Source organism: Streptomyces spinosisporus, from assembly GCF_022698145.1.
Classification (GTDB): Bacteria; Actinomycetota; Actinomycetes; order Streptomycetales; family Streptomycetaceae; genus Streptomyces; species Streptomyces spinosisporus.
Map to the genome: position 1 here is coordinate 1 of NZ_JALDAX010000026.1, position 23,953 is coordinate 23,953.

The following is a 23,953-nucleotide window of genomic DNA, read 5'->3' on the forward strand; positions in this document are numbered from 1 at the left end:
GCCACCAGGGCCAAATCATGCAACCGCTCCGGCCCGGGGCGGCCGTAGTGCCGGGTCTGGCCGTGTCACGGGTACGCATCGGCGTCTACGCCGTCGCCGTCGGCCGCTCCCCGCGCGGCGCGCTCGTCCATCGCACGCCGACCCACGACGCCGTCACCGAACTGCGCGGCAGCGCCGCCTGAGGCGTGGCGACGGTTCTGGGCCGTCGCTACCTTGTGCCGCACGGCCCCTCTCCCGGGGCCGTGTCTGCAGGGGAGGCGACGGTGCCAGGGCAACGGCGCAGGAGACGCACGTCAGTTGGGGTGGGCATGGCGCTGTGCGGCCTGCTGGCCGCCGGCTGCGGGGCACCGGGGGACGGTGGATCCGGCGGGGCGTCGTCCTCCCCATCGAGGCCTACGACGACGTCGGCGCCGCCCTCCGCGGCGGCGAGCCGCGCGGCGGCGCCGTCTCCCGTGTCCGGCCCTTGGCGGTCCTGGGCGGTCAGCCTCTCTGCCGGTGAGGCCCGCGGCGCGTGCGGCGCGACGGCACATCAGGTCGTGTGCGCGAGCGACTCCGGCGGCCTGGTGGGGCGTTCACGGGCCGACGGACGAGTCTCGTGGAGCGTGGACGCGCACGAGCACGGCAAGAGCGCCGGGCTGGTCGTCGACACCGCCGACGAACGGGCCGTTACCGGTGTCGCCGGTGTGCTGCGCGCGGCGGATCTGCGGACGGGGGCGACGGCCTGGACCCATCGCCTTCCCTCCGGCGACGCCTCCACCGTCCTCGGCGCGGCGGACGGTGTCGTGTACGCACTCGACGCGACGGATTCCTCGTCGAGTGCCGCTGTCCTGGACGCCGTTCGGGCCGTGGACGGCACCTCTCTGTGGCGCCGGACCGTCGCCTGGGCGCCGAGGGAACCCCTCGCCGCCTTCGGGGGCCGTGTCTACACCGCCGACGGCACCGAGGTCACCGCCCGCGACGCCCGCACCGGCGCCATCGTGGCGACGAGCCCGACGGGATTCCGGTGCGACCACCTCGTCACCGGCGGCCGCTACCTGGTCTGCACCGGCAGTCCGTCCTTCGCGGGGGACACCTTCCCGCCCATGCGGCGCCTGGATCCGGCCATGCTGCGGCCGCTGCCCACCCCGAGGAACACCAGCGACAAACCCGTACGCGGGCTGATCTCCGACGACGGGGTCCTGGTGCTGTACGAGGCCGGCGCGGAGGACACGAGCGCGGGCAACTGGAACGCCTACGACCTCAACAACAACCGCAGACTGTGGAGTTCCGATGCCACCGAGTCGGACGCGGCCATCGCCGACGACCGCTTCGTGACCTTCACCCGCGTCAGCGACCGCACCACACGGGGCCGCGTGATCACCGCCGACCTGCACGCCGGCCCCCGGGCGACCGGGGCCGCGGCGCCTCGCATGTCGGAGCCGTACCCGCAGACGAAGGACGCCGAGCACCCACTGCTCGTCGTCCCGCCCGGCACCACAGCCCACCTCCTCGTCCTGGCACGCACGCACCCGTCACTGCGGTCGCTCCAACTACCCTGACGGCAGCCGCCATCCAACCCGTCGCATCCCCCAGCGCCAAGTCGTGCAGGCGGTCCAGTGAGCCTGGAGCGGCCGCAACGCCGACCCCGGGCCGTGGCACGAACACGCATCGATGCCCGAGCCGTCATCTGAGACGTCGCCGCACGACAAGGGGGGCGAGCGATCCTCTCGCTCACCCCCCTCGCGTACGTCCGGCAACCGATCCGCCGTCCCCGCTCAGCCCGTCGCATCCACCAGCGCCAGGTCGTGCAGGCGGTCCGGTGGGCCGGGGCGGGCGTAGTACCAGCCCTGGGCCGTGTCGCAGCCCAGTATGCGCAGTTGCTCGGCCTGGGCGCCGGTCTCCACGCCCTCGACGGTCACCGCGAGGTCCAGGGAGTGGGCCAGGGCGACGATCCCCTCCACGATCTTGAGGTCGACGGGGTCCGCCGGGAACTGCTGCATGCTCTGGGTGAAGGAGCGGTCCAGTTTGAGGATGCTCACCGGGAGCCGGCGCAGGTTGGCGAGGTTCGAGTAGCCGGTGCCGAAGTCGTCCAGGGCGATGTCGACGCCCATCTCCGCGAGCCGGCGCAGCGGCTTGAGCAGCGCGTCGTCGGCGCCGATGAGCGCGGACTCGGTGACCTCCAGGCAGAGCGCGTCCGGTGCGACGCCCGCACGCTCCAGGATGTCGACCGTGTCCTGCACCAGGGCGGGGTGCGTGAGCTGGCAGGGCGAGAGGTTGACGTTGATGCGCAGGGGCCCCGCGTCGACATGGCGCTCACGCCATTCGCGGGCCTGGCGCACCGACTGCTCCAGCACCCAGCGGCCGAGCGGCACGATCAGTCCGGTGTGCTCGGCGAGCGGGATGAACCGGTCCGGGCCGAGCACACCGTGCTGCGGATGCAGCCAGCGCACCAGCGCCTCCGCGCCGCGCACACTGCCGTCGCCGAGGTGGACCAGCGGCTGGTACTCGATGAAGAACTCGCCCCGGTCCAGTGCCGTGGGCAGCGCGGTGGTCAGGCCGTGCCGGGTGATGGCGCGGGCGTCGGCCTCCTCGTCGGCGAGCTCGAAGCGGTTGCCGCCCGCCGACTTGGCCCGGTACATCGTGATGTCGGCACTGCGCAGCACCTCGGCGGGGCTGCGCTCGCCCGCCGGCCCCTCGACGATGCCGATGCTGCCGCGCACGGTCAGCGAACGGCCGTCGATGCTGACCGGGGTGACCAGCGCGTTCATGATGCGCGCGGCGAGTTCGTCGACGTCGCGCTCGGTGTCGGGGCCGGTGGTCAGCGCCACGAACTCGTCCCCGCCGAGCCGCGCGACCATCTCCCCGGGCGCGGTCGCACAGGCCTGCAGCCGGTCGGCGACCTCCACCAGCAGCCGGTCGCCGGCCGCGTGGCCGAGGCTGTCGTTGACGGTCTTGAAGCCGTCGAGGTCGAGATAGCACAGGCCGAAGCGCTGACCGTCCCCCGCGCCCAGCGCCTTCTCCAGGCGCTCGAAGAAGAAGGTGCGGTTGGGCAGGCCGGTGAGCGCGTCGTGCGTGGCCTCGTAGCGCAGGCGCAGATTGAGCAGCCGGCGCTCGGTGGTGTCCTCCATGAGGGCCAGCTGGTACTGCGGGTTGCCGTCCGCGTCGCGCAGCAGTGACACCGTCAGGTTGGTCCACAGGACCGTTCCGTCAGGCCGGTAGAACGCCTTCTCGACGTGGTAGTGCTCGCGCTCGCCGCGGACGAGTTCGTCGTAGAGCGTCCACGTCTGGGGCGCGTCCTCGGGGTGGGTCCAGGCCTTGACGTTACGGGTCTGCATGTTCTGCTCGGACAGGCCGAACATGCGCAGCAGCGCGCCGTTGACCTGGAGGATGTTGCCCTCCAGGTCGGCGATGCTGATCCCTATCGCCGCGCCCTCGAAGACCGCGCGGAAGCGGGCCTCGGTCGCGTGCAGGGCCTGCGCCACCACGCCCTGCGCCTTGAGCGCCGCCGCGGAGATCGCCTCCTGCTCGGCGAGCGTCCGCTCACGCAGCGCCTGCGCGAACCCGGCGGCCATCGTGTGCTGCAACCGCGCACAGCGCGAGCGCAGTTCCTCGGGGTCGCCGTCCTCGCCGCAGTAGAGCACCAGATAGGCGTCGACGCAGTCCAGGGTGCGGGTGAGCGCCTCGGGGTCGGTGCAGTGGGCGGTGACGAGGGCGGCACCGACCGCCCTGCCCTCGTCCGCGGCGACGGTCCGGGAGTGCAGCGCGTCGGTCAACCGCCGGGCCAGTGGCAGGAGTCGTTCCTCGAACTCCGGCCGGGTCAGCGACGTCGAGGTGACCGGGAAGACCGCCCGGCTCCAGATCGTCGCGAACCTGCGCAGTCTGTCCTTGGGCCCGTCCGGTTCCGCGGTCACGCCGTACGCCCCACGCCGGCGAACCCGGAGAAGGCATAAGGATCCTCGTCCTCCGGTGCCGTCCTCGGCCGCCAGTGCGGCATCGACACCAGTCCCGGTTCCACCATGTCGTACCCCTCGAAGAACCGCGCGATCTCCTCGCGCGAACGCATGATCAGCGGGTTGCGAATGTCCTTGTACACGTCCACCGTCCCCGCGGCCCGCTCGGCGGGGAGCGGGATTCCCTCGTACGAGGCATGGGTGAGGATCAGCAGGCTGCCGGGCGCGAGCGCGTCGCGCAGCTCGGCCACCGCCCCGTACGGGTCGTCCTCGTCTTCCACGAAGTGCAGTATGGCAACGAGAAGCAGCGCCACTGGCCGGTTCCGGTCGATCAGTCGCTCCACTTCGGCGCTCGCGAGGATCTCCCGGGGCTTGCGGAGGTCGGCCGCGACGACGCCGGCGTCCTCGTTGCCCGCCAGGACCGCCTGGCTGTGGGCGACGGCGACCGGGTCGTGGTCGACGTAGACGACGCGGGCGCCCGGCCGGGCCGACTGGGCGACCTCGTGGACGTTGCCGAAGGTGGGGATGCCCGAACCGATGTCCAGGAACTGGTCGATGCCCTCGTCGACGGCGAAGCGCACGGCCCGCTGCATGAACGCCCGGTTCGCCTGCATGACCTTGGGGAGTCCCGGCATGAACTCCATCGCCTTGCGGGCCGCCTCCCGGTCGACCTCGAAGTTGTGCGAACCGCCCAGGTAGTAGTCGTAGATCCGCGAGACACTCGGCACCGAGATGTCGATGCTCCGTGGTGCCCAGGCGGGACGCTCCATCTATCTCTCCAAGGGCGTTGGCGATCCGGTGTTCGAGCTGAGGCTACTGATCGCCTGCCAACGGGGCGAGTGGAACCGGAAATTGACCATCCGTTCCCGGTCACTGCCTGCGGCAATTGCCACATTCGCCCGGTGCTGCGCCACAAGAAGGGCCCGCCCCCTCCGTGCGGTGCGGAGGGGACGGGCCGGGGCCGAACGCGCGTCCGGGTGCAACAACCCTGGGGAGGTGATGCCTACTTCTTCGGCGCGCCGACCGGCTTTCCGTCGGGCGACATGATGTACCACGTGCCGCCCACACCCTGGCCGTTGGTGTCCCCGGGCGCCTTGTCGCCGGAGAACGTGTAGGCGGGCCAGCAGTCGACCGTCATCTGCTTGACGCCGTCGGGGCGGGTGAAGCCCATCAGGCCCTTCTTCTCGACTCCCTTGGTGTCGTCGGCCTTCACCGGGGCGACGGCCGGCCACTTCTCCAGGCAGGAACCGGTGCAGTTGGAGATCGGGTCGGGCCAGGCCACGTCCTTCAGGAAGCGGTAGACCGTCATGCCGTTCTTGTCGACGACGATCTTGCCGAGCTTGGGGTCGGTACGGACCGACAGGCCGGGCAGGCTCGCGAGGGTGGCCTTCTTGCCGTCGGGGGCGAGCGCGTACCACTTGGAGCCCACGCCCTGGCCGGTGACGTCGCCGGCCTTGGTGTCCTTCGCATAGCGGTACGCCGGCCAGCCGCCGATGGTCAGCTGCTTGGAACCGTCGGACCGGGTGACCTCGCCGAGCAGGGCCTTGTCGATCCCGGCGCCGGCCGTGGCGTCGTCCGCGGGAACCGGCGGCCAGGCCTTGGCGCAGTCGCCGTCACAACTGGACTTGGGCGGCTCGGCGGTGTCGTCGTCGAAGCGGTACAGCGTCTTGCCCGCACCGTCGGTCAGCACCTTGCCGAGCTTGGCGTTCTGGGTGACGGCGAGCTTGCCCGCGGACGGGGCCTGGGCCTGTCCGTCGGCGCCGTAGCCGTTGCCGGGACTGGCGCTCGCGCTGCCGCCGGCACCGACGCTGCCGTAGCCGCCCGTGGCGGCCGTGGCGGCCGTGGCACCCACGTTCTGGCTGCCCACCGACGCCGACGTGCCGCTTTCCTGACCGCACGCCGTCGTCAGCGCCAGCACAGCCGCAGCGCTTGCCACGAGTGAGGCGCTCCGCCAGGAGGTCTTCATCGTCAACTCCCCATAATCACACGGGTGTTGCAGCGCCCTGCTGCGCCGCCGCACGAGCATGGGTACGAATGGGACCGGTGGTTGTGTTCAACCGCCTCACAAATTTCTTTCCGGAACCTGTGACACCGGCACGTCATCTCGCACACGCGTGCGTATCTACGGGCGCCCGGGCGGGGGGGCGGTCAAACGGCCGCGCACGTCTGATCCTTCGTTCGGGCCAATCCCGGCGGGCTCCGGCGTGCCCCGCGACGCCAGGGCTCATGATCTTCGTCGTGTATGGACCCGAATCGACCCAAACCGCCTTCGCCGCACGGGCGTTGGCCGTGGCGACGCTCCTCTGGCTGCTGGTCGGAGTGCCGGCAGGACCGGCGCGGGCCGACGCCTGCGCCTACGCCTCGGCGGGCCCCGACGGCACCCGGGCGGTGGCGGTCGCCGGAGACGTCTCCTGGCCGTCTCCCCCGCTGTGCCCCGAGCCCACACCGACACCCACTCCCACACCCACGCCGACTCCGACGCCGACACCCACGCCGCCGAAGCCGCCGCCACCGCCGAAGCCCACGCCCACCCCCACTCCGCCCCCAGCGCCCACGCCCACACGGAAACCGCCACCTCCCTCCGCGCCACCCGCGGCCCCCACACCGACACCGACGCCTTCGGCGCGGCCGAGCCGCCGCCCCCTGGTGCACCACGTGGCCTATCCGCACTACCGGGCGCCGGTGCGCAAGGCGCCGTCCCACGGCAGCACCTCACCGATCGTCTTCGTCCTGCTCATCACGGCGCCCGCCGTGATCGCCGTCGCCGCCCTGCGGGCGCGCTGATTCCTGGAGGAAACTCTTGCCGGAATGGCTTGTTCTGACCCTCGCGATGCTGGCCGCATGCGCCGTGGTGATCATCGTCACCCTGGTACGGCACCGGTCCGCGCCCGACGACGAGGACACCAGCGAGACCCCGGACGTCATCGAGTACATGACGATGTGGATCGGCGTCGTCTACGCCATCGTCCTGGGCCTGGCCATCGCCGGGGTGTGGGAGGGACGCAGCGCCGCCCAGGACCATGTGCAGGCGGAGGCCGTCGCACTGCACGAGATCTCGGAGCGGGTGCGGGTCTATCCGGCCGACATCCGTGACCGGATCAGGGAAGACGTCAACGCCTATGTCGGACAAGTCGTCAACACCGAGTGGAAGACGATGAACGACGACGGGCATCTGACCTCCCGCGGCGACGAGCTCTTCGACCGCATCCGCGCGGACGTCACCGACTACCAGCCGAGGACGGACTTCGAGTCCCAGGCCTACCAGCCGCTCCTCGACCAGGTCACCGCGGCGAACACGGCGCGCAGCGCCCGGGCCGACTCCATGGGGGCGACCATGCCGGGCGTCGTGTGGTTCGGGCTGCTCGCCGGGGCCGTGGTCACCATCGGCATGGTCTTCGCGCTGCAGATCCGGCGCACGGCGCGCGAGCTGGTCCTCGCCGGGCTGTTCTCCGCCCTGATCGCGTTCCTGCTGTTCCTCATCTGGGACTTCGACGCGCCCTACACACGGGGCATCACCGCCTCGTCCTCACCGTTCCTCACGCTCTTCCCGCACCTCAACGGCTGACGGGCCCGCTCCCGCACGACCGCCGGGGGACGCGCGCCACGCCGTCGCCGTCCCCTGGGTGGCCCACACGATTGCCCCATTCGCGCTACTGCGATCGCGCACACGCGCGACCGTTCCTAGCGTTTCGGTCATCGAGGTGCATTGATCACGTCAGCGGAAAGGGTCCGCAGCTGCTCCTCGGGGACCGGAGGAACACCATGCGCGCGATACGCGTCGCTTCGGCCGCACTGCTGGGCCTTGGCGCCCTCGCCCTCTCCGCACCGACCGCCCTCGCCAAGGGCCACGACCACGACGTCACGCCCTTCGCCTTCAGCGTGCTGCCCTCGACCGTCGCGGCCGGCGGCCATGTCACCCTGCATGTGAACCGGGACGGCGACTGCAGAGGCCCGGCCACGGTCAGGTCGGCGGTGTTCGACACGGTCGTCCTCCGGCCGGGGCAGTCCTGGGGAGCGGCGACGGTCGACCGGGACGCGAAGCCGGGCGCGGTCTACCGGGTGACGTTCACCTGTGACGGTGCGAGCGGTTCCACGGATCTGACCATCGCCGGCGGTCATCCCCGCCACCCCATGCCGGTACCGGTCAATCCCACGCCGGTGCCGGTCACCCCGCAGCGAGGGGTGCACGCCGGCGAGGGCGGCAGCATCGCCGGGTTCGACCTCAAGGAGATCGGGATGGGCGCGGCACTCATCGTCGGTTCGGTCGGAGCGGCGTACCACTTCTCGCGCCGCCGCGAGGAGAACGGCGCCTGACGGCACGGCAGGCGCATGACGGCACGACTGCGTACGCAGGTCTTCGCCCCGGAACGTCTCTTGGGTTCCGGGGCGAAGACCTGCAGCAGTGCGAATGGCTCCGAAGGAAGGGTCGAAAGGGGGTCAGATCCGCTTCTCGGACCGGCGTCGCAGCCAGAAGAATCCGCCGGCCAGCACCGCCGCGGCGACGAGCCCACCGCCGATGGCCATGTCGGTCGGCGTCGCACCGCTGGAACTGGAGCCGCCGATACCGCCCTGGACACCGCCGATGACGGTGAAGGCGGCGGGGTTCGTCAGCGACTTGCCACCGCACACGACGGTGATGCTGTGCGATCCGTTCCTGGCGTTCCTGTGGACGGTCGCCGTCCCCTTCGACGTGCTGTTGGTGCCGTGGACCAGCGACAGATGCGTTCTCGGGAAGGCGTCCGAGGTCGCTTCGCCGCCCGTCGGGCAGCCGTCCACGGTGATGGTCAGCTGACCGCCGCGGGCGATGACGCTGGGCAGGGCGACGATGTTGCTGGGGTTGATGTTCATGCCGTCGCGCGCGACGGCCACCGGCGCGGCGAGGCCGAGGGCGGCGACCGCGGCGGCAGAGACCGCCAGGGCACGATGAGTACTCATGTGATCCTCCGCGGAAGGCACCCCGGGGCCCGTCCCCGGTCTGTCGGCGAGAAAGCGCCTCCCAGAAAGACCCTCAGATGCCCTGCACGCGCCCGCATTTCGGCAATGGTCCGTATTGGTGAGAGGACACGCCGGGCAGTTATTGCGCAATCCGATATCGCCGCAGGTCACGGGAGGGTCGGAAATTTCCTGTCTGCGGCACCTCGGATGGCGCACCGACAGCGCACGGGCCACCCGTTCGCCCCTGCCCCGTCGCCGGTTGCCCGCACGGCATTTAGCGTTGCCGTATGCGCGAATGACGTGGCGGCGGTCGCGTCGAGAGGGGTGACGAATGGCTGCGTCCGAGCTGGACGAACTGGCGGAAGAGGAGGAGCGGCGCAAGAAGCGCGCTCCTTGGGGCGTGATAGCGCTTGTCCTGCTGACCGGTCTCGCGCTCATTCGCAACGGCTCGGGCGAATTCGACGTGGGTCCGCCGCAGCCCGCCTCCGCCGCGGCGGCCGACAGCCGGGTCCCGGGCGACACGCCCACCGTCCAGCCCCTGCCGTACGCGCTGCCCGACCGGGTGAGGATTCCCACGATCCGGGTCGACGCGCCGGTGATGCCGGTGGGTCTGGACGTGGACGGCTGGGTCGCGGCGCCGCCGCCCGAGGACCCGAATCTGGCGGGCTGGTTCACCGGCGGGGTCACGCCCGGCGAAAAGGGCACCGCGGTCGTGGTCGGCCATGTCGACAACAAACAGGGACCTGCCGTCTTCTACAATCTCGGGGCCCTGAAAAAGGGAACACGTGTCGAGGTCGCCCGAAAGGACGGAAAGACGGCGGTGTTCGAGATCTACGGCATCGAGGTCTTCGACAAGAAGAACTTCCCCGGAGATCGCGTCTACGCCTCCAAGGGCGCCCCGGAATTGCGGGTCATCACCTGCGGGGGCGGTTTCTCCAAGCAGCACGGTTACGACGGGAATGTCGTCGCATTCGCCCGCCTGGTCGAGGTCCGGTGAAAGCACCCCGACCGGGCGGACGAAATGCGCATCATGCGTGACGTCGTCTCGGCACGGTGATGTGGTAGCCCGAGTCCAGCAGATGCGGCAGCCATGTGCGCAGGGCGCGTACGGTCTGCGAGCGGTTGCCCCCGGCGTCGTGCGAGAGCACCACGACGCCGGGGGCGGCGCCGTCCTCGACCCGGTGGACGATGGAGCGGGTGCCGGGGGTGGTCCAGTCGAGGGTGTCGACCGTCCAGGCCAGCGGCTCCATGCCGAGTTCGGCGCCGAGTTGGAAGGCCGCGCGGTTCCAGGCGCCGTAGGGGGCGCGGAACCACTGCGGGCGCTCTCCGTACGCCTTCTCGATGACGTCGCTGGTGCGCTCCATCTCGGAGCGGATCTTCGAGCGCCTGAGGCGGGTCAGCAGTGGGTGGGACCAGGTGTGGTTGCCGACGACGTGCCCCTCGTCGGCCATGCGGGACAACAGGTCCCGGTTCCAGTCGGCCATCTCTCCGCACACGAAGAACGTCGCCCGGACCTCGTACTCGGCCAGGGTGTCCAGGATGTGCGGCGTGTAGCGGGGGTCAGGGCCGTCGTCGAAGGTCAGCACGATGGTGCGACCGCGGCCTGGCATCCGCAGGAACGGCTCGTGCCGTACGGGGAGCTTGGCGGGAGCCGCGCGCGGGGGTCCGCCGTAACCGGTCAACGGCTGGAGGCGGTAGGCGGACGACGCGGGCGCGGAGTGCGGCTTCGGGCCTGCGGCCGGGGCGGGGGCGGGGGTGCGCCGGACCGGCTCCTCGCCCCCGCCCAGGGCGAGTGCACCGGCGGTGCCGGCGGCGCCCAGAGCGGCGGCGCCGGCGATCAACGCACGGCGCCGCGTGAGCAACTGATCCTTCTTCATGACTCATCAGTCGCCCAACCGGGGCCCCGCGCCCGCCGCGACACCTGCCCGGCGGCGAAAAAACACCCGCCCGGCCCACAGCGGCCGGCGGCGCGCTCAGCGGCGGCGCACCAGGGGGAACGGCAGCGTCTCGCGGATCGTCAGACCGGTCAGGAACATGATCAGGCGGTCGACGCCGATCCCCAGGCCGCCGGTGGGCGGCATCGCGTACTCCAGGGCGTCGAGGAAGTCCTCGTCCAGTTCCATCGCCTCGGGGTCGCCGCCTGCGGCCAGCAGGGACTGGGCGGTCAGACGTCGGCGCTGCTCGACCGGATCGGTCAACTCCGAGTACGCGGTACCCAGTTCGGTGCCGAAGGCGACCAGGTCCCAGCGCTCCGCCAGCCGTGGATCGACGCGGTGCCGGCGGGTGAGCGGGGAGACGTCGGTGGGGAAGTCCTTGTAGAAGGTGGGCAGTTGGGTCCTCTCCTCGACCAGGCGCTCGTACATCTCCAGGACGACGTCGCCGCGTCCGTCGTCGGCGGTGTACGGGACTCCCGCGCGGTCGCACAGCCGCCGCAGTTCGGGCAGTTCCGTGTCGGCGTCCACCTCCTCCCCCAGGGCCTGTGAGATCGCGCCGTGGACCGTCTTGACCGGCCAGACCCCCGAGATGTCGTACTCCTTGCCGTCCTTGCGGGCGAGGGGTGCGCCGAAGGCGGCGGTGGCCGCGCCCTGGATGAGTTCGCGGGCGAGGTCGAGCATCACGTCGTAGTCGGCGAAGGCCTGGTAGGCCTCCAGCATCGTGAACTCGGGGTTGTGCTTGTAGGAGACGCCTTCGTTGCGGAAGGTGCGGCCGAGTTCGAAGACCTTCTCCAGGCCGCCGACGCACAGCCGCTTGAGGTACAGCTCCGGGGCGATGCGCAGATAGAGGTCGAGGTCGTAGGCGTTGATGTGGGTGGTGAAGGGGCGGGCGTTGGCGCCGCCGTGGATCTGCTGCAGCATCGGCGTCTCGACCTCGAGGTAGCCGCGCTGCAACAGGCCCTGGCGCAGCGCCTGTACGGCGGTGGAGCGGGCGCGGACGACGGCGCGGGCGTCGGGGCTGGACATCAGGTCGACGTAGCGCATGCGGACCTTGGCCTCGGGGTCGGCCAGGCCGTGGCGTTTGTCGGGCAGCGGGCGCAGGCACTTGCCGACGAGCTGCCAGTCGGTGACGAAGATCGTGGGCTCGCCGCTGTCGCTCACGCCTGCCCGGCCGGTGGCCGTGATCTGGTCGCCGATGTCGGTGTCCGCGGTGAAGCGGTCGAGGGCGGGTCCTGAGCCGTCGCGGGTGAGGGCGAGTTGGCGGTCGCCCGACCAGTCGCGCAGGACGACGAAGACGATGCCGCCGAGGTCCCGCACGATCATGATGCGTCCGGCGACGGTGACCTGGTCGCCCTCGCGCACGTCGGCGAGGGCGTGGGTGATCCGGGGGACGGCCACCGGGTAGGGATCGGTGCCGTCCGCGCGCAGCCGGTCCAGGGTGCGGTGCCGGATGCGGATCTGGTCGGGCAGGGCGGCGTACGCGTCACCGGGCCCGGCCTCGTCCCCTCCGGCGAGGCCGAGCGCCGACAGCGACGGCAGTCCCTCGGTGGTCGCGGGTCTGGGCGAGACCTTGGGGTGGTGCCCCTTCCCCCAGAGTTTCCGCAACGACGGTACGGAAACGAACCCTTCGGCGATACCGGAGGCCAGGCCGATCCTGGCGAGGGAGCCGGTGTCGCCGTAGCAGATGAAGCGGGGGTACCACTGGGGGTGGTACTTGGCGTTGGAGCGGTAGAGGGCCTCCAGCTGCCACCACCGGGAGAAGAACAGCAACAGCCGCCGCCACAGCCTGAGCACGGGTCCGGCGCCGATGCGGGCTCCCTCCTCGAACGCGGAGCGGAAGACGGCGAAGTTCAGCGAGATCCTGCGTACGCCCAGTTTCGGCGCGGCCGTGCACAGTTCGTCGACCATGAACTCCATGACGCCGTTGGGTGCGCTGCGGTCACGGCGCATCAGGTCCAGGGAGACGCCGTCGCGGCCCCAGGGCACGAAGGAGAGCAGTGCGAGGAGGCGGCCGTTCACGCCGAGGGCCTCCACGAGGAGGCAGTTGCCGTCGGCCGGGTCGCCGAGGCGGTCCAGCGCCATGGAGAAGCCGCGTTCGGTCTCGGTGTCGCGCCAGGCGTCCGCCCTGTCGACGATCTCCTCCATCTCCTCGTCGGTGAGGGCGTCGTGGCGGCGGATGCGGCAGTGGGCTCCGGTGCGGCGGACGCGGTGCACGGCCTGCCGGGTGACCCGCATGTCGCGGCCGTCCAGGTCGAAGTCGGCCGGGTACAGGATCGCCTCGTCGCCGAGCTGGAGCGCGCCGAGCCCGGCTCGCGCGAAGGCTCGGGCGCCGTCCTCGGAGGCGCCCATGACGGCGGGTGCCCAGGCGTGCCCGCGGGCCGCGTCCAGCCAGGCGGCGATGGCGTGCGGCCAGGCCTCCCGGTCGCCCACGGGATCGCCGCTGGCGAGGCAGACGCCGGCCTCGACGCGGTAGGTGACGGCGGCCTTGCCGCTGGGCGAGAAGACGACGGCCTTGTCGCGCCGGGTGGCGAAGTAGCCGAGGGAGTCCTGTTCGCCGTAGGCGCCGAGCAGGGCGCGGATACGGGTCTCCTCGTCGTCGTGCAGGGCGGACTCCATGCGCTGCGAACGGAACAGGGTGGCGGCGGCGTTGAGCAGGGCGAGGGCGCCGAACAGGCCGAGCAGGAAGTACAGGGCGTGGGGCGGGCGGCCGTCGAAGGACCCGGCCGAGACCAGGCCGCCGCAGACGCGGTTGGCGGCCCACGCCAGGCGCTGGCCGTGCGGGAGTGTGCCGGGGAACAGCTCCACCAGGCCCCAGCCGACGAGGATGCCGAGGACGAGTCCGGCCAGCAGGACGCCGAGGGCGCGCCGGAACGCGGCGCGTCTGGAGGCGGCGTAGAACTGCTTGCGGGCGACGATCAGCAGGGCCAGGGCGAGGGAGCAGACGACGAGGGAGGGGACGGACTCGGCGTACAGGCCGAGCGCCACACCGAGGACGTCCTCCAGGACCAGCAGGCCCAGGTAGACGACCACCAGCCACCAGGCGATCCTCTTGCGGGCGGCGGTCGCCGCGGCGAGCAGGAAGAGGAAGACGGCGTAGGCGAGGTTGGCGCTGACCGGGACGGTCAGCAGGTCGAGGAAGCGGACGACGGGGCGCAGCAGTCTGCGCAGGGGCGGGATGAGGGCCAGCAGGACGCAGAACAGTCCGAGAGCGCCGAAGAAGGCCGCGAAGGCCTCGGGCACCTTGCTCGTCGGCCCGGTTCCGGGCGGGGGTGCCGGGCCCGCGGTGCCCTTCTTCGGGGAGGCCTCCGCACTGGCACTCATGTTCCGACTGTAGGAACCGGGCGGCCGCCTGTCCCGTCGAACGGTCCCGCATATCGGCAGGACCTGCGGCTTCCGATAGCCTCAGCGCCGTGACGGATCACCACTCGCATCAGTTCGAGCGCGGCACGGACGGGCCCAAGGTCATCGTGGTCGGTGTGGACGGCTCCGATTCCTCGCTCCGCGCGGCGGCATATGCCGGTGGTCTGGCCCGCCGCCAGCATGCGCTGCTCGCGGTCGTGTACGTGCAGCCGGTGATGGCCGCGGGCGCCGCCATGGGAGCGCCGGTCGCCGAGACGACGGACGAAATCGCCGAGGGGCTGATCTCCTACATCCGGGAGGCGACCGAGCGCCTCAAGGGGATATTCGAGGTGCGCTGGGAGTTCCACACCTTCCGCGGCGACCCCTACGGCGGCCTGGTGAAGGCAGCCGACGAACTCAAAGCAGACGCGGTAGTGGTCGGCGCCTCCGAACAGGCCGGCCACCGAATCATCGGCTCGGTAGCGGTCCGCCTGGTGAAGGCGGGGCGGTGGCCGGTGACTGTGGTGCCTTAGCGGCATTGGGGGCGGGGGCGGGGGGGGCGTGGGTTGACCGGTTCGGGAGACGGGCGGGTGGCGGATGGCCGCAGGTCGGCTGGTACCGGAAGCTGACGGACACGGATCGGCCGGTCCGGGAAACGGCGGGCCGCGGAGCGGTGCTCCGGGAATGCGTCGGCTGCGGGGGGCCCGGTCCGCGGGGACGCGGTCGGCTCGGCCGTGCGTCATGTCTCTGGGCCGAGCCGATCCGTAACCCTCCGCGTCCGGGGCGGCGGGCAGCGGGGGCGCCGTCGGTTCGGGGATCTGCGCGGCGTCTTCCCTCGGGGGCGGCGGTGGGCCATCATGATCGGCCGTCAGGCGTTGCCGAACGTGAAGGGTGAGGCGCATGGCCGGGCTCCGGATGGGCGAGGGGATTCTCCGCCGCAAACCGATCGAGCGCATCGAGGAGACGGAGGTCGGCGAGGGCACCCGGCTCGACCGGTCCCTGGGGCTGTGGCAGCTGACCGCCATCGGCGTGGGCGGCATCATCGGGGCCGGCATCTTCACCCTCGCGGGCACCGTGGCCAACGGCACGGCGGGACCCGCGGTCCTCATCTCCTTCCTCATCGCCGGCGTCGCGAGCGCCGCGGCCGCGCTGTCCTACGCCGAGTTCGCGGGCCTCATCCCGAAGGCCGGCTCGGCCTACACCTACGGCTACGCGGTGCTCGGCGAGTTCGCCGGCTGGTTCATCGGCTGGGACCTGCTGCTGGAGTACACGGCGATCGTGGCCGTGGTCGCGATCGGCATCTCCGGCTACTTCAGCTTCCTGGTCGAGGACATGGGCGCGGAGCTTCCGAACTGGATGCTGGGGGCGCCGAGTACGGGCGACGGGCACAAGGTCGACCTGTTCGCGGCCGTCCTGTGCCTGCTGATCGCCTATCTGCTGAACCTGGGCATCAGGAACGCGGCCCGCTTCGAGACGTTCGTCGTGGCGCTCAAGGTCCTGGTCGTGCTGCTGGTGATCGCCGTGGGCGTCTTCCACATCGACACCGGCAACTACCACCCGTTCTTCCCCTTCGGCGTCGGCGGCGCCTTCACCGGCGCGGCGACCGTGTTCTTCGCGGTCTTCGGCTACGACGCCATGTCGACCGCGGCCGAGGAGTCGAAGGACGCGACGCGCCACATGCCGAAGGCGATCATCTACTCCCTGATCATCTCGATGGTCCTGTACGTGGCCGCCTGTCTGGTGCTGACCGGCATGCAGGACTACAAGCACATCGACCCGGAGAGCGGCTTCTCCACCGCCTTCAAGGCGGTCGGGCTCGGCGGCCTCGCGGACGTGATCGCGGTGGGCGCCATCATCGGCATCCTCACCGTGATGTTCACCTTCATGCTGGGCGTGACCCGGGTCTGGTTCTCCATGTCCCGGGACGGGCTGCTGCCCAAGTGGTTCGCGAAGACGCATCCGACGCGGCACGTGCCGACCCGGGTGACCTGGATCGTCGGGGTCGCGTCGGCGATCATCGCCGGGTTCCTGCCGATCGGCGAGGCGGCCGAACTGACCAACATCGGCATCCTGTTGGCGTTCGTGGTGGTGTGCACGGCGGTGATCGTGCTGCGCTACCGGCAGCCCGGACTCCCGCGCTCCTTCCGGACCCCGTGGATGCCGCTCGTGCCGGCGGTGGGTGTCGTCGCCTCGATCTGGCTGATCACCTATCTGCAGTGGCAGACCTGGGTGCGGTTCGCCGTGTGGTTCGTGATCGGCGTCGTGATCTACTTCGGCTACTCGTACAAGCGCTCGGAGCTGGCACGCGGCTAGAGTTCCGCGCGGGCGGGGCAACAGGTGTGCGGTACGGGGGGATTGAGAGCTGTGCGAACGAATGGCGCATGCCGGGCCGTGGTGACCGCCGTGTTCTGTGCCGTGGCCGTGCTGTTGCTCGGTGCGTGCGGGACACAGGTGGCCGGGCGCGGGGCCTCGGCGTCGCCCACCGGCCCGATCCCGTGGACCACCGCGCAGCCGTCCGCCGTCACCGGGGTCCGCCTCGCCGACGGTGGCCGCACGCTGCTGCTGGACGCCCGGGTGCCCGACGGTGAACACCCGTGCATGCGCGGGCTCAAGGCGGTGCTCACCGACCCGGTGCGGAACACCGTGCACGTCCAGGTCACCTTCACCTCGCCGTCGGGCGACCTGCGTTCCGGCTGCACGAAGGAGCGGACGGCGACGACGCGGGTCCGGCTGGACGCGCCCCTGGGCGACCGGGAGCTGGTCGTCGACAACTACACGGTGTTCACCGCCGACGGCGCCCGGCCGCCCGCGCTGCGGCTGTGCGGACAGCTGGGCTGCACTCCACCCGCCACCGGCTGCACGGCCGCCTCCTACGACCAGGCCCTGCTGGCGGTCGGCGCGCCCGCGCACACGTACCGGAACTCCCAGCAGTGCGACGGCAAGTGGCTGGTGATGGACTTTTCCTAGCGGACCGGGCCGGTCTGCGGCGACGGGGCGGACAACGGCTGCGAGTCCCGGCTCGGCGACCGCTGGTTCTTCAAGGCGGAGAAGTCCGGCTGGGTGCCGATCGCCGGGGGCGCCGCCGGAGGCTGCCGCAACGTTCAGCGCAAGGAGCCCGGCTTCCCGACCTCGATGTGCGAGTCACTGGCCCCGCTCTCCCCCTCCCTGCACCCCAGCCATCCGCCCGCGTCCCCCTCCCTGCACCCCAGCCATCCGCCCGCGTCCCCCTCCCCCAGCGCCTCGTAGCGCACTACTTCCCCATCACCAACCCGTCCTTCGCCGCACCCCGACTCAGCACCACGTTCCGGATCGAGTCACGCACCGCCTGCACCCCCGCACCCTGCTCCAGCGCCTTGTTCAGGTTCACCACGCGTCCGGCGTCGACGTCGAACAACTGCGGGACGAACTCCGCCTTCGCCACCTCCCAGCGGCCGCCCGGCCGCGCGGGCGGGGTGAAGGTGAAGCGGGCGAGGGTGGACTCGTTGCCGCGCGGGTCCTGGACGTTCGCGTTGTTGGTCATCTCGCCGGCGATCTGGTCGCCCAGGCCGTAGACGACCCAGGTGCCGTTGACCTTCTCGTACGCCTGCGGGACATGGGCATGGGTGCCGAGGATCAGGTCGATGTCGGGGCGGCCGCCGGTGCGGGAGGCGGTCAGGTGCCGGGCCAGGGTGAGCTGCTGCTGGTCCGGTGAGTCCTGCCACTCGGTGCCCCAGTGCACGGACACGACCACCACGTCGGCGCCCGCCTTCCGGGCCGCCCGGGCGTCGCTGAGGATCGCGTTCTCGTTGAGGAGGTCAACGGCCCAGGGCTGTCCGGCGGGCAGCGGCTTGCCGTTGGTGTCGAAGGTGTAGGCGAGGTGGGCGACCTTGGCGGGGCCCGCCCGCAGGACGGTGACGGTGCGCGCCTCGGCCTCGGAGCGCGCCGAGCCGGCGTGCCGTACGCCCGCCCGGTCCAGGGCGTCGAGGGTGCGGCGGATGCCCTCGGCCCCGTCGTCGAGGCTGTGGTTGGAGGCCGTGGAGCAGCCGTCGTAGCCGGTCGCGGCCAGGGCCTGGGCGATCTCGGGCGGCGACTTGAAGTCGGGGTAGCCGGTGTAGACGCCGTTCGCCCCGTAGACGGTCTCCATGTGACACAGCGCCAGATCGGCGCGGGAGACGACGGGTTCGACGCCGGCGAACATCGGCTTGAAGTCGTAGGCGGTGCCGCCGCCGTCGAACCGTGCGCGTTCGATGACCGGGCTGTGCGGCAGGACGTCGCCGGTGGCGACCAGCGTGAATCCGCGGGCCGCGGCCGGAGCCGGCCGCCCGGCTGCGGCGGAGGGATCGTGGCGCTCGGCCTGGCAGGCGGCGCCCGCGGCCAGCAGGGCCGTCAGCGCCAGGGCAACCTGTCGTCTGCGTGCAATCATCAGCTCACCCCACTGTGGTCGTATTTACGCACAAATAGGTACGAAACTGAGAGCGCCCCCAAACAACCCGGGCCCTTCCATTAGCCCGTCCGGCGCCCGCCGGGTGGCGGCGCGGACCGCTGCGAGCGGTGTCCGGAACCGCTCGTCGAACCGTTCGTCGACGCGATCGACCGTCCGCCGCAGATCCCGGTGCGGACCCTGTCCCGGCATGCCGCCCTGCGGTGCCATACGCCCATGACGGCCGGACCCACCCTCACCAACGCGACGACCGCCGAGCATGAACTCGCCGCACTGCAGCGGGACCACGGACGACCTCTCTTCGCCCTCCTCCTCCGGCTCTGCGACGGCGACCGCCAACGCGCTGAGGATCTGGTGCAGGAGACCCTCGTGCGCGCCTGGCAGCATCCCGAGGCGCTGCGCGCCGACGACTTCGACTCCGTACGGCCGTGGCTCATGACGGTGGGACGGCGGCTCGCCATCGACGCGCGCCGGGCCCGGCAGGCGAGGCCGCCCGAGGTCGGGGACGCGGTCCTGGAGAACGCGCGGGTGATCGGCGACCACGCCGAACGGGCCGCCGCCGCCCTGGATGTGCGCGAGGCTGTGAAGACACTCACTCCGGAACACCGTGAAGTCCTGGTGCTCGTGTACTTCCAGGGTGCGAGTGTTGCGGAAGCCGCCGAAGCCCTCGGGATTCCGCCCGGTACGGTGAAGTCCCGCGCGTACTACGCGTTGCGCGCCCTGCGCCGGGTGCTACCGGGCTATGCGGCCGACCTGCGGTGAAACGGACTGCTGAGTCAAACCTCGGTAAAGCGCCTTGCTGAAGACATGCGTTGAGCAATCAGCTGTCTTCATCCGTGTTCCGGACTGGGGGCCCTGGATCCCGCACGGGATCGGGGGCCGGGCGACGCGCACGCACCGGAGGAAGGCAGGAAGGGATGCTGCACAGAGGTCACAAGAGCACGGACGACGGCGAGCTCATCGTCCCCATGGCGTGGCTGTACGCCGAGTACATCGCCGACGAGCTGCTGAGGACGGGCGACCTGATGCCGCCGACGTCCTTCGAGTTCCGGGCCGGTCGCGACGCCCTGGCGCTGACCGTCTTCCTGTCGGACACGGACGGCGAACTCCCCGGCATCCGGGTGGTCTCGCAACTGGAGACCTGGCTGTCGCTGACGGCCTACGACCAGCCGTGGCAGGACTGGGTGCGGGAGCGGATGACGAAGCTCGGTGCCGAGGTCGCGGAGTCGGGCGAGCCCGCTCCCGACCTGGAACTGGCGCGGGCGGCCTGGCGCTGGCTGGAGGAGACGGAGCTGCTCGCGCCCGATCTGAACGCGGTGCCGGGCGGGGCCGCGGCGGTCGGCGAGGACGAGGGGCCGAAGGTGTGGACGAAGGCGTGGCAGCTGGGTCTGCCGCTCGGTCATCTCGCCATCCATCTTTTCTAGGTCGCCGGCCATCTTTTTCGGACGCGTTCGGCCCGCGACCAATCCGCGGGCCCGGCCGCTCCGAATCCCTGGGTTGCGATTCTGTGTATGCCTTGAGTGATTCGTCTGTCTGGTGCGTACCGGTGGGAGCAAGGAGTAACCCCACCCGCACCCAACGGCACGAGGATTCGGCATGTGGTCGTCCCAGGAGAGGCATCGCGACGTCGCCGCGTACGCGCTCGGCGTGCTGGACGAGGCGGACGCCTTCCGCTTCGAGGACCACCTCATGGAGTGCGCGCGCTGCGCCGCTCACGTGACCGAATTCGGGCCCATCACCCGGCAGATGATGCTGTACCGCCGGGCGACCCCACGGTTCGTGAGCCCCATGTCCAGGCCCGGTCCGCAACTGCTCGACCGGCTGATGGCCGCGGTGGCGGCCCGCCACCGGGCCGGCCGCCGGCGGTTCATCTTCGGCCTGGCCGCGTCCGCGGCGATCGCCGTGGCCGGCCCCGGCATCACGATGATGGCGAACGCCGGCGGCGGTGACACGGTCGACCGGATCACGGCGACCGACGCCAAGTCCGGCGTCTGGGCGCAGGTCACGACCCAGAACGCGGAGAGCGGCAGCCAGGTCCAGCTGGAGATCAAGGACGGCGCGGGCCCGCGCTCCTGTCGTCTGATCGCCGTGGGACGCGACGGCTCCGAGCAGATCGTGACCAGCTGGACCGTGCCCCGCCACGACGCCCACCCCATCACCATGCAGGGCAGCTCGGCCATGCATCCCACCGAGATCGCCCGCTACGACGTGCGCACGATCGACGGCGAACATCTGGTGACGCTCCGGGCCGACTAGGGCCGCTGCCCCCACGTCCGGCCCGTGTCCGGCGCACGGCTCGCGGCTATTTGAGCAGCCGTGACATCCTGCGGTCCGCCAGTGGTCTGCCGCCCGTCTGGCAGGTCGGGCAGTACTGGAGCGAGGAGTCGCTGAAGGAGACCTCGCGGACGGTGTCCCCGCACACCGGGCAGGGCTCGCCCGTACGCCCGTGGACCCGCAGGGCGCTCTTCTTCTCCGCCTTCAGACGGCCCGCCGCCACACCGCGGGAGCGCTCGACGGCCTGGGTGAGGGTGCCGCGCAGGGCCTCGTACAGGCGGTCGGTCTCCTCGGGGGTGAGGGAGGCGGCCAGCTTGAAGGGGGACATCTTCGCCGCGTGCAGGATCTCGTCGCTGTACGCGTTGCCCACCCCGGCGATCAGGCTCTGGTCGCGCAGGGCGCCCTTGATCTGGCGGCGCTCGGACTTCAGCAGCTCGGCGAGGCGCCCGGCGTCGAAGTCGTCCGCGAGCGGATCGGGGCCGAGGCGGGCCACGCCCGGGATCTCCTGGGGGTCCTCGACGACGTACACCGCGAGGCGCTTCTGGGTGCCCGCCTCCGTCAGGTCGAAGCCCGACCCCGTCTCCAGGGCCACGCGCAGGGCGAGCGGTCCCTTGCCGGGGCGGGGCGGGCCGTCCGGCAGCCTGTCCTTCCAGTGCAGCCAGCCCGCACGGGCCAGGTGGGTGATGAAGTGCGGGCCGCCGTCCGTGACGAGGTCGAGGAACTTGCCGTGCCGGTGCACGGCGGTGACCTCGCGGCCCTCGACGGCCGTGAGCGGGGGATCGTACGTCTTCAGGACGCTGATCGCGACGGGCAGCACCCGCACGATCTCGTGACCGACCAGGTGCTCGGTGAGGAAGTCCTTGAGCGCTTCCACCTCGGGGAGTTCCGGCATACGTCCAGAGTGCCACCCGGCACCGACAGTGCCAGGTGGTGTCAGTCGTCCTCGGGGACCACGAACTCGCACCACACGCACTTGCCGCCGCCCCGCGCCTCCACGCCCCACGCGTCAGAGAGCAGGTCGACCAGGAGCAGACCCCGCCCGGAGACGCCCGACTCCCCCGCCTCGCGGCGGCGCGGCAGGGCGCTGGAGGAATCCTCGACCTCGACGCGCAGTCTGCGGTCCTTGCCGGTCAGGACCCTGAGGGTGACGACCGCGGACCCTTCGGTGTGCATCAGCGCGTTGGTGATCACCTCGTCGGCGACCAGCTCGATCTCGTCGGCGCGGTCCCCGGCGCCCCAGGTGCGCACGGCGGCGCGGATCATGTGCCGGGCCTCGGTGAGGGCCTCCGGGTCACCGGGGGCCACGTGCTGCTGGAGCCGGCCGCCGCACTCGCCGGTCTCCAGGCCGCGGCGGCGCAGCAGGAGCAGGGCCACGTCGTCCTCGCCGCCGCGTTCCTCGGCCACGTCGATCAGGCAGTCCGCGAGGTCGCGTACGTCGTCCGGTCCGGAGGCGATCAGGGCGGTGAGGGTGTGCACGCCCTCGTCCAGGTCCGCGCCGGGCTGTTCGACCAGGCCGTCGGTGCACAGCAGCAGGGTGTGGCCGGGGTCGAGCTCCAGGGTGCCGACCGGGTAGTCGAGCCGGCCGAACTCGGCGGACAGGCCGAGCGGCAGCCCGCCGTCGACGGGCACCCGGCGGCAGCTGCCGTCGGTGTGCCGGATCAGCGGGTCGATGTGCCCCGCGCGGACCACCTGGACCACTCCGGTGGACAGGTCGGCCTCCGCGTACAGGCAGGTCGCGAAGCGATCGGTGTCGAGTTCGTGCAGGAAGACCGAGGCACGGGCCATGACGGCGGCGGGGGTGTGGCCCTCGGCGGCGTAGGCGCGCAGCACGATACGGAGCTGGCCCATGACGGCCGCCGCGTGCGTGTCGTGGCCCTGGACGTCCCCGATGACGGCGCCGACCCGCCCGCCGGGCAGCGGGATGAGGTCGTACCAGTCGCCGCCGATGTCCCGGCCCAGCGAGGCCGAGCGGTAGCGGACGGCGACGTCGGCGCCGCGGACGCTGGGGATGGTGCGCGGCAGCATGGCCTGCTGGAGGCCGGTCGCGAGGTCCTTCTCCTGCTCGAAGAACATGGCCCGCTGCAGGCTCTGCGCGATGCTGCTGCCGAGGGCGAGCAGGACGTTGCGCTCCTCGGTGGAGAAGCCGCGCCGGTCGCTGTAGAGCAGGCCCATGGCGCCGATCGGGCGGGCCTGGACGATCAGGGGCAGATAGGCCGCCGAGGTGATGTTCAGGTCCGTGATGTGCGGCCACAGCACGGGGTAGCCCTCGGCGAACTCCTCCGGCGACTCGATGAAGCAGGGCGTGAGCGTCCGTACGACGTCGCTCATCGGGTACGGCTCGTCGATGCGGGTGACGAGGGTGCCGGGCACGAAGCTGCCCGCCGGGCCCTCCGCGATCAGCCGGATGCGGCCCGCCTCGACCAGGCCCATGACCAGGCTGGTGGCGCCGAGGTGGGTGAGGCCGTGGGTGTCCTTGACGACGTCGATGACGTCCTGGACGGTGCGGGCGTGGGCGAGGGCGGCCGTGGTCAGCTGGACGACGTTGGTCTGCTCGCGGCGGGCCGCGCTCCTGAGGTCCTGCTCGCGGCGGGCCTCGCTGTCGCCGAGTTCCTGGGTGGCGTCGCGGACGATGCCGATGATCCGGCGCGGGCGGCCGGTCTCGTCGCGGCGGATGTAGCCCTGGGTGTGGGTCCAGCGCAGGGTGCCGTCGCGGCGGCGGATGCGGAAGTAGGCGCCGTAGTTCTCGCTGCCGTCCTTCATGGCCCGGGAGACCGCGCCGTCGAGCCGGTAGGCCTCGGCCGCGGGGACCCGGATCGCGAGGCTCTCGGGGTGGTTGTCGTACTCGTCGGGGCGCAGATCGAAGACCTCGTGGGCCTGGGCGTCCATGTGGAACAGACCGGTGTCCAGGTCCCAGTCGAAGCTGCCCATGAGGTTGAGCGCGAGGATCGGATCCGGGTGGGCGGGCCAGTCGTCCGGAAGTGACAGGGCGCTCGCTCCCCGATCAACCATGGGCCCACCTTGCCAGGATTCGCCCGATTCTTCGACCCGGGAGCACAGAGTTGTTTCCCGGATGACGGATATACGGAGAGTGACATAGGGTTCGGCGCGACAATGTGAGTGAG

The 23,953-nt window shown here is 71.3% G+C and carries 21 protein-coding genes and 1 pseudogene; 12 read left to right on the forward strand and 10 right to left on the reverse strand.

Annotated features, from left to right (window positions below):
• Together MQN93_RS40005 and MQN93_RS40010 are read left to right on the forward strand one after the other, a co-directional pair.
• A partial coding sequence (locus MQN93_RS40005) for a hypothetical protein (RefSeq protein WP_242713361.1) occupies positions 1-182 on the forward strand: 182 nt, incomplete at its 5' end.
• Positions 183-452: 270 nt separating this feature from the next.
• A complete protein-coding gene (locus tag MQN93_RS40010) occupies positions 453-1,538 on the forward strand; it encodes an outer membrane protein assembly factor BamB family protein (RefSeq protein WP_242713362.1) in 1,086 nt (361 codons plus the stop codon).
• A gap of 216 nt (positions 1,539-1,754) precedes the next feature.
• Here MQN93_RS40010 and MQN93_RS40015 read toward each other — a convergent pair whose 3' ends face one another.
• The 4 genes from MQN93_RS40015 to MQN93_RS40030 form a co-directional block, all read right to left on the reverse strand.
• A complete protein-coding gene (locus MQN93_RS40015; protein ID WP_242713363.1) occupies positions 1,755-3,890 on the reverse strand; it encodes a putative bifunctional diguanylate cyclase/phosphodiesterase in 2,136 nt (711 codons plus the stop codon).
• Positions 3,887-4,699, reverse strand: a complete 813-nt coding sequence (locus MQN93_RS40020) for an SAM-dependent methyltransferase (protein WP_016431073.1) — start codon at positions 4,697-4,699, stop codon at positions 3,887-3,889. Before MQN93_RS40020 ends, MQN93_RS40015 begins: the two co-directional genes overlap by 4 nt.
• A 233-nt stretch (positions 4,700-4,932) precedes the next feature.
• A complete protein-coding gene (locus MQN93_RS40025; RefSeq protein WP_242713364.1) occupies positions 4,933-5,895 on the reverse strand; it encodes an SCO0930 family lipoprotein in 963 nt (320 codons plus the stop codon).
• A 388-nt stretch (positions 5,896-6,283) separates the two neighbouring features.
• A complete protein-coding gene (locus tag MQN93_RS40030; RefSeq protein WP_242713365.1) occupies positions 6,284-6,484 on the reverse strand; it encodes a hypothetical protein in 201 nt (66 codons plus the stop codon).
• 100 nt (positions 6,485-6,584) lie between these two features.
• Between MQN93_RS40030 and MQN93_RS44100 the strand changes: the two genes are divergently transcribed.
• The 3 genes from MQN93_RS44100 to MQN93_RS40040 all read left to right on the forward strand — a co-directional run bounded on the left by MQN93_RS44100 (position 6,585) and on the right by MQN93_RS40040 (position 8,243).
• The gene (locus tag MQN93_RS44100) at positions 6,585-6,713 is read left to right on the forward strand and encodes a hypothetical protein (protein WP_278191731.1); all 129 of its coding nucleotides are present in this window, start codon (positions 6,585-6,587) and stop codon (positions 6,711-6,713) included.
• 16 nt (positions 6,714-6,729) lie between these two features.
• Positions 6,730-7,494 (forward strand): bestrophin-like domain, encoded by a 765-nt coding sequence (locus MQN93_RS40035; RefSeq protein ID WP_016431076.1) that lies wholly within the window; start codon positions 6,730-6,732, stop codon positions 7,492-7,494.
• Positions 7,495-7,691: 197 nt separating this feature from the next.
• On the forward strand, positions 7,692-8,243 hold the full coding sequence (locus MQN93_RS40040) for a hypothetical protein (RefSeq protein ID WP_242713366.1): 552 nt from the start codon (positions 7,692-7,694) through the stop codon (positions 8,241-8,243).
• Positions 8,244-8,366: 123 nt separating this feature from the next.
• Here MQN93_RS40040 and MQN93_RS40045 read toward each other — a convergent pair whose 3' ends face one another.
• Entirely contained in the window at positions 8,367-8,864 is a 498-nt protein-coding gene (locus MQN93_RS40045; RefSeq protein WP_016431078.1) for a GVDTG sorting domain-containing protein, read from the reverse strand.
• Positions 8,865-9,195: 331 nt separating this feature from the next.
• Between MQN93_RS40045 and MQN93_RS40050 the strand changes: the two genes are divergently transcribed.
• Positions 9,196-9,861: a class F sortase gene (locus MQN93_RS40050; RefSeq protein WP_242713367.1), complete on the forward strand. Its 666-nt coding sequence runs from the start codon at positions 9,196-9,198 to the stop codon at positions 9,859-9,861.
• Between the two features lie 31 nt (positions 9,862-9,892).
• On the opposite strand, the gene MQN93_RS40055 is transcribed toward MQN93_RS40050, so the two are convergent.
• Together MQN93_RS40055 and lysX are read right to left on the reverse strand one after the other, a co-directional pair.
• Positions 9,893-10,741, reverse strand: coding sequence for a polysaccharide deacetylase family protein (locus tag MQN93_RS40055; protein ID WP_242713368.1), 849 nt, complete (start codon positions 10,739-10,741; stop codon positions 9,893-9,895).
• Positions 10,742-10,837: 96 nt separating this feature from the next.
• Entirely contained in the window at positions 10,838-14,119 is a 3,282-nt protein-coding gene (gene lysX / locus MQN93_RS40060) for a bifunctional lysylphosphatidylglycerol synthetase/lysine--tRNA ligase LysX (protein ID WP_242713369.1), read from the reverse strand.
• An 89-nt stretch (positions 14,120-14,208) separates the two neighbouring features.
• Here lysX and MQN93_RS40065 point away from each other — a divergent pair, with 89 nt between their 5' ends.
• The 3 genes and pseudogenes from MQN93_RS40065 to MQN93_RS40075 all read left to right on the forward strand — a co-directional run bounded on the left by MQN93_RS40065 (position 14,209) and on the right by MQN93_RS40075 (position 17,383).
• On the forward strand, positions 14,209-14,670 hold the full coding sequence (locus MQN93_RS40065; RefSeq protein ID WP_242713370.1) for a universal stress protein: 462 nt from the start codon (positions 14,209-14,211) through the stop codon (positions 14,668-14,670).
• A 367-nt stretch (positions 14,671-15,037) separates the two neighbouring features.
• Complete coding sequence (locus MQN93_RS40070) at positions 15,038-16,450, forward strand: amino acid permease (RefSeq protein WP_016431084.1); 1,413 nt, start codon at positions 15,038-15,040, stop codon at positions 16,448-16,450.
• 78 nt (positions 16,451-16,528) lie between these two features.
• Positions 16,529-17,383, forward strand: a pseudogene (locus MQN93_RS40075) (hypothetical protein).
• Between the two features lie 4 nt (positions 17,384-17,387).
• On the opposite strand, the gene MQN93_RS40080 reads toward MQN93_RS40075, so the two are convergent.
• Positions 17,388-18,539: a CapA family protein gene (locus MQN93_RS40080; RefSeq protein WP_016431086.1), complete on the reverse strand. Its 1,152-nt coding sequence runs from the start codon at positions 18,537-18,539 to the stop codon at positions 17,388-17,390.
• Between the two features lie 234 nt (positions 18,540-18,773).
• On the opposite strand from MQN93_RS40080, the gene MQN93_RS40085 reads away from it, so the two are divergent.
• From MQN93_RS40085 to MQN93_RS40095, 3 genes are all read left to right on the forward strand, one after another.
• Entirely contained in the window at positions 18,774-19,319 is a 546-nt protein-coding gene (locus MQN93_RS40085) for a sigma-70 family RNA polymerase sigma factor (RefSeq protein ID WP_016431087.1), read from the forward strand.
• Positions 19,320-19,474: 155 nt separating this feature from the next.
• The gene (locus tag MQN93_RS40090) at positions 19,475-19,981 is read left to right on the forward strand and encodes a hypothetical protein (protein ID WP_016431088.1); all 507 of its coding nucleotides are present in this window, start codon (positions 19,475-19,477) and stop codon (positions 19,979-19,981) included.
• Positions 19,982-20,153: 172 nt separating this feature from the next.
• Positions 20,154-20,813: a zf-HC2 domain-containing protein gene (locus tag MQN93_RS40095; protein ID WP_242713371.1), complete on the forward strand. Its 660-nt coding sequence runs from the start codon at positions 20,154-20,156 to the stop codon at positions 20,811-20,813.
• Positions 20,814-20,859: 46 nt separating this feature from the next.
• Here MQN93_RS40095 and MQN93_RS40100 read toward each other — a convergent pair whose 3' ends face one another.
• The gene (locus tag MQN93_RS40100) at positions 20,860-21,723 is read right to left on the reverse strand and encodes an Fpg/Nei family DNA glycosylase (protein ID WP_242713372.1); all 864 of its coding nucleotides are present in this window, start codon (positions 21,721-21,723) and stop codon (positions 20,860-20,862) included.
• Between the two features lie 41 nt (positions 21,724-21,764).
• On the reverse strand, positions 21,765-23,840 hold the full coding sequence (locus MQN93_RS40105) for a SpoIIE family protein phosphatase (RefSeq protein WP_242713373.1): 2,076 nt from the start codon (positions 23,838-23,840) through the stop codon (positions 21,765-21,767).
• Between the last annotated feature and the right edge of the window lie 113 nt (positions 23,841-23,953).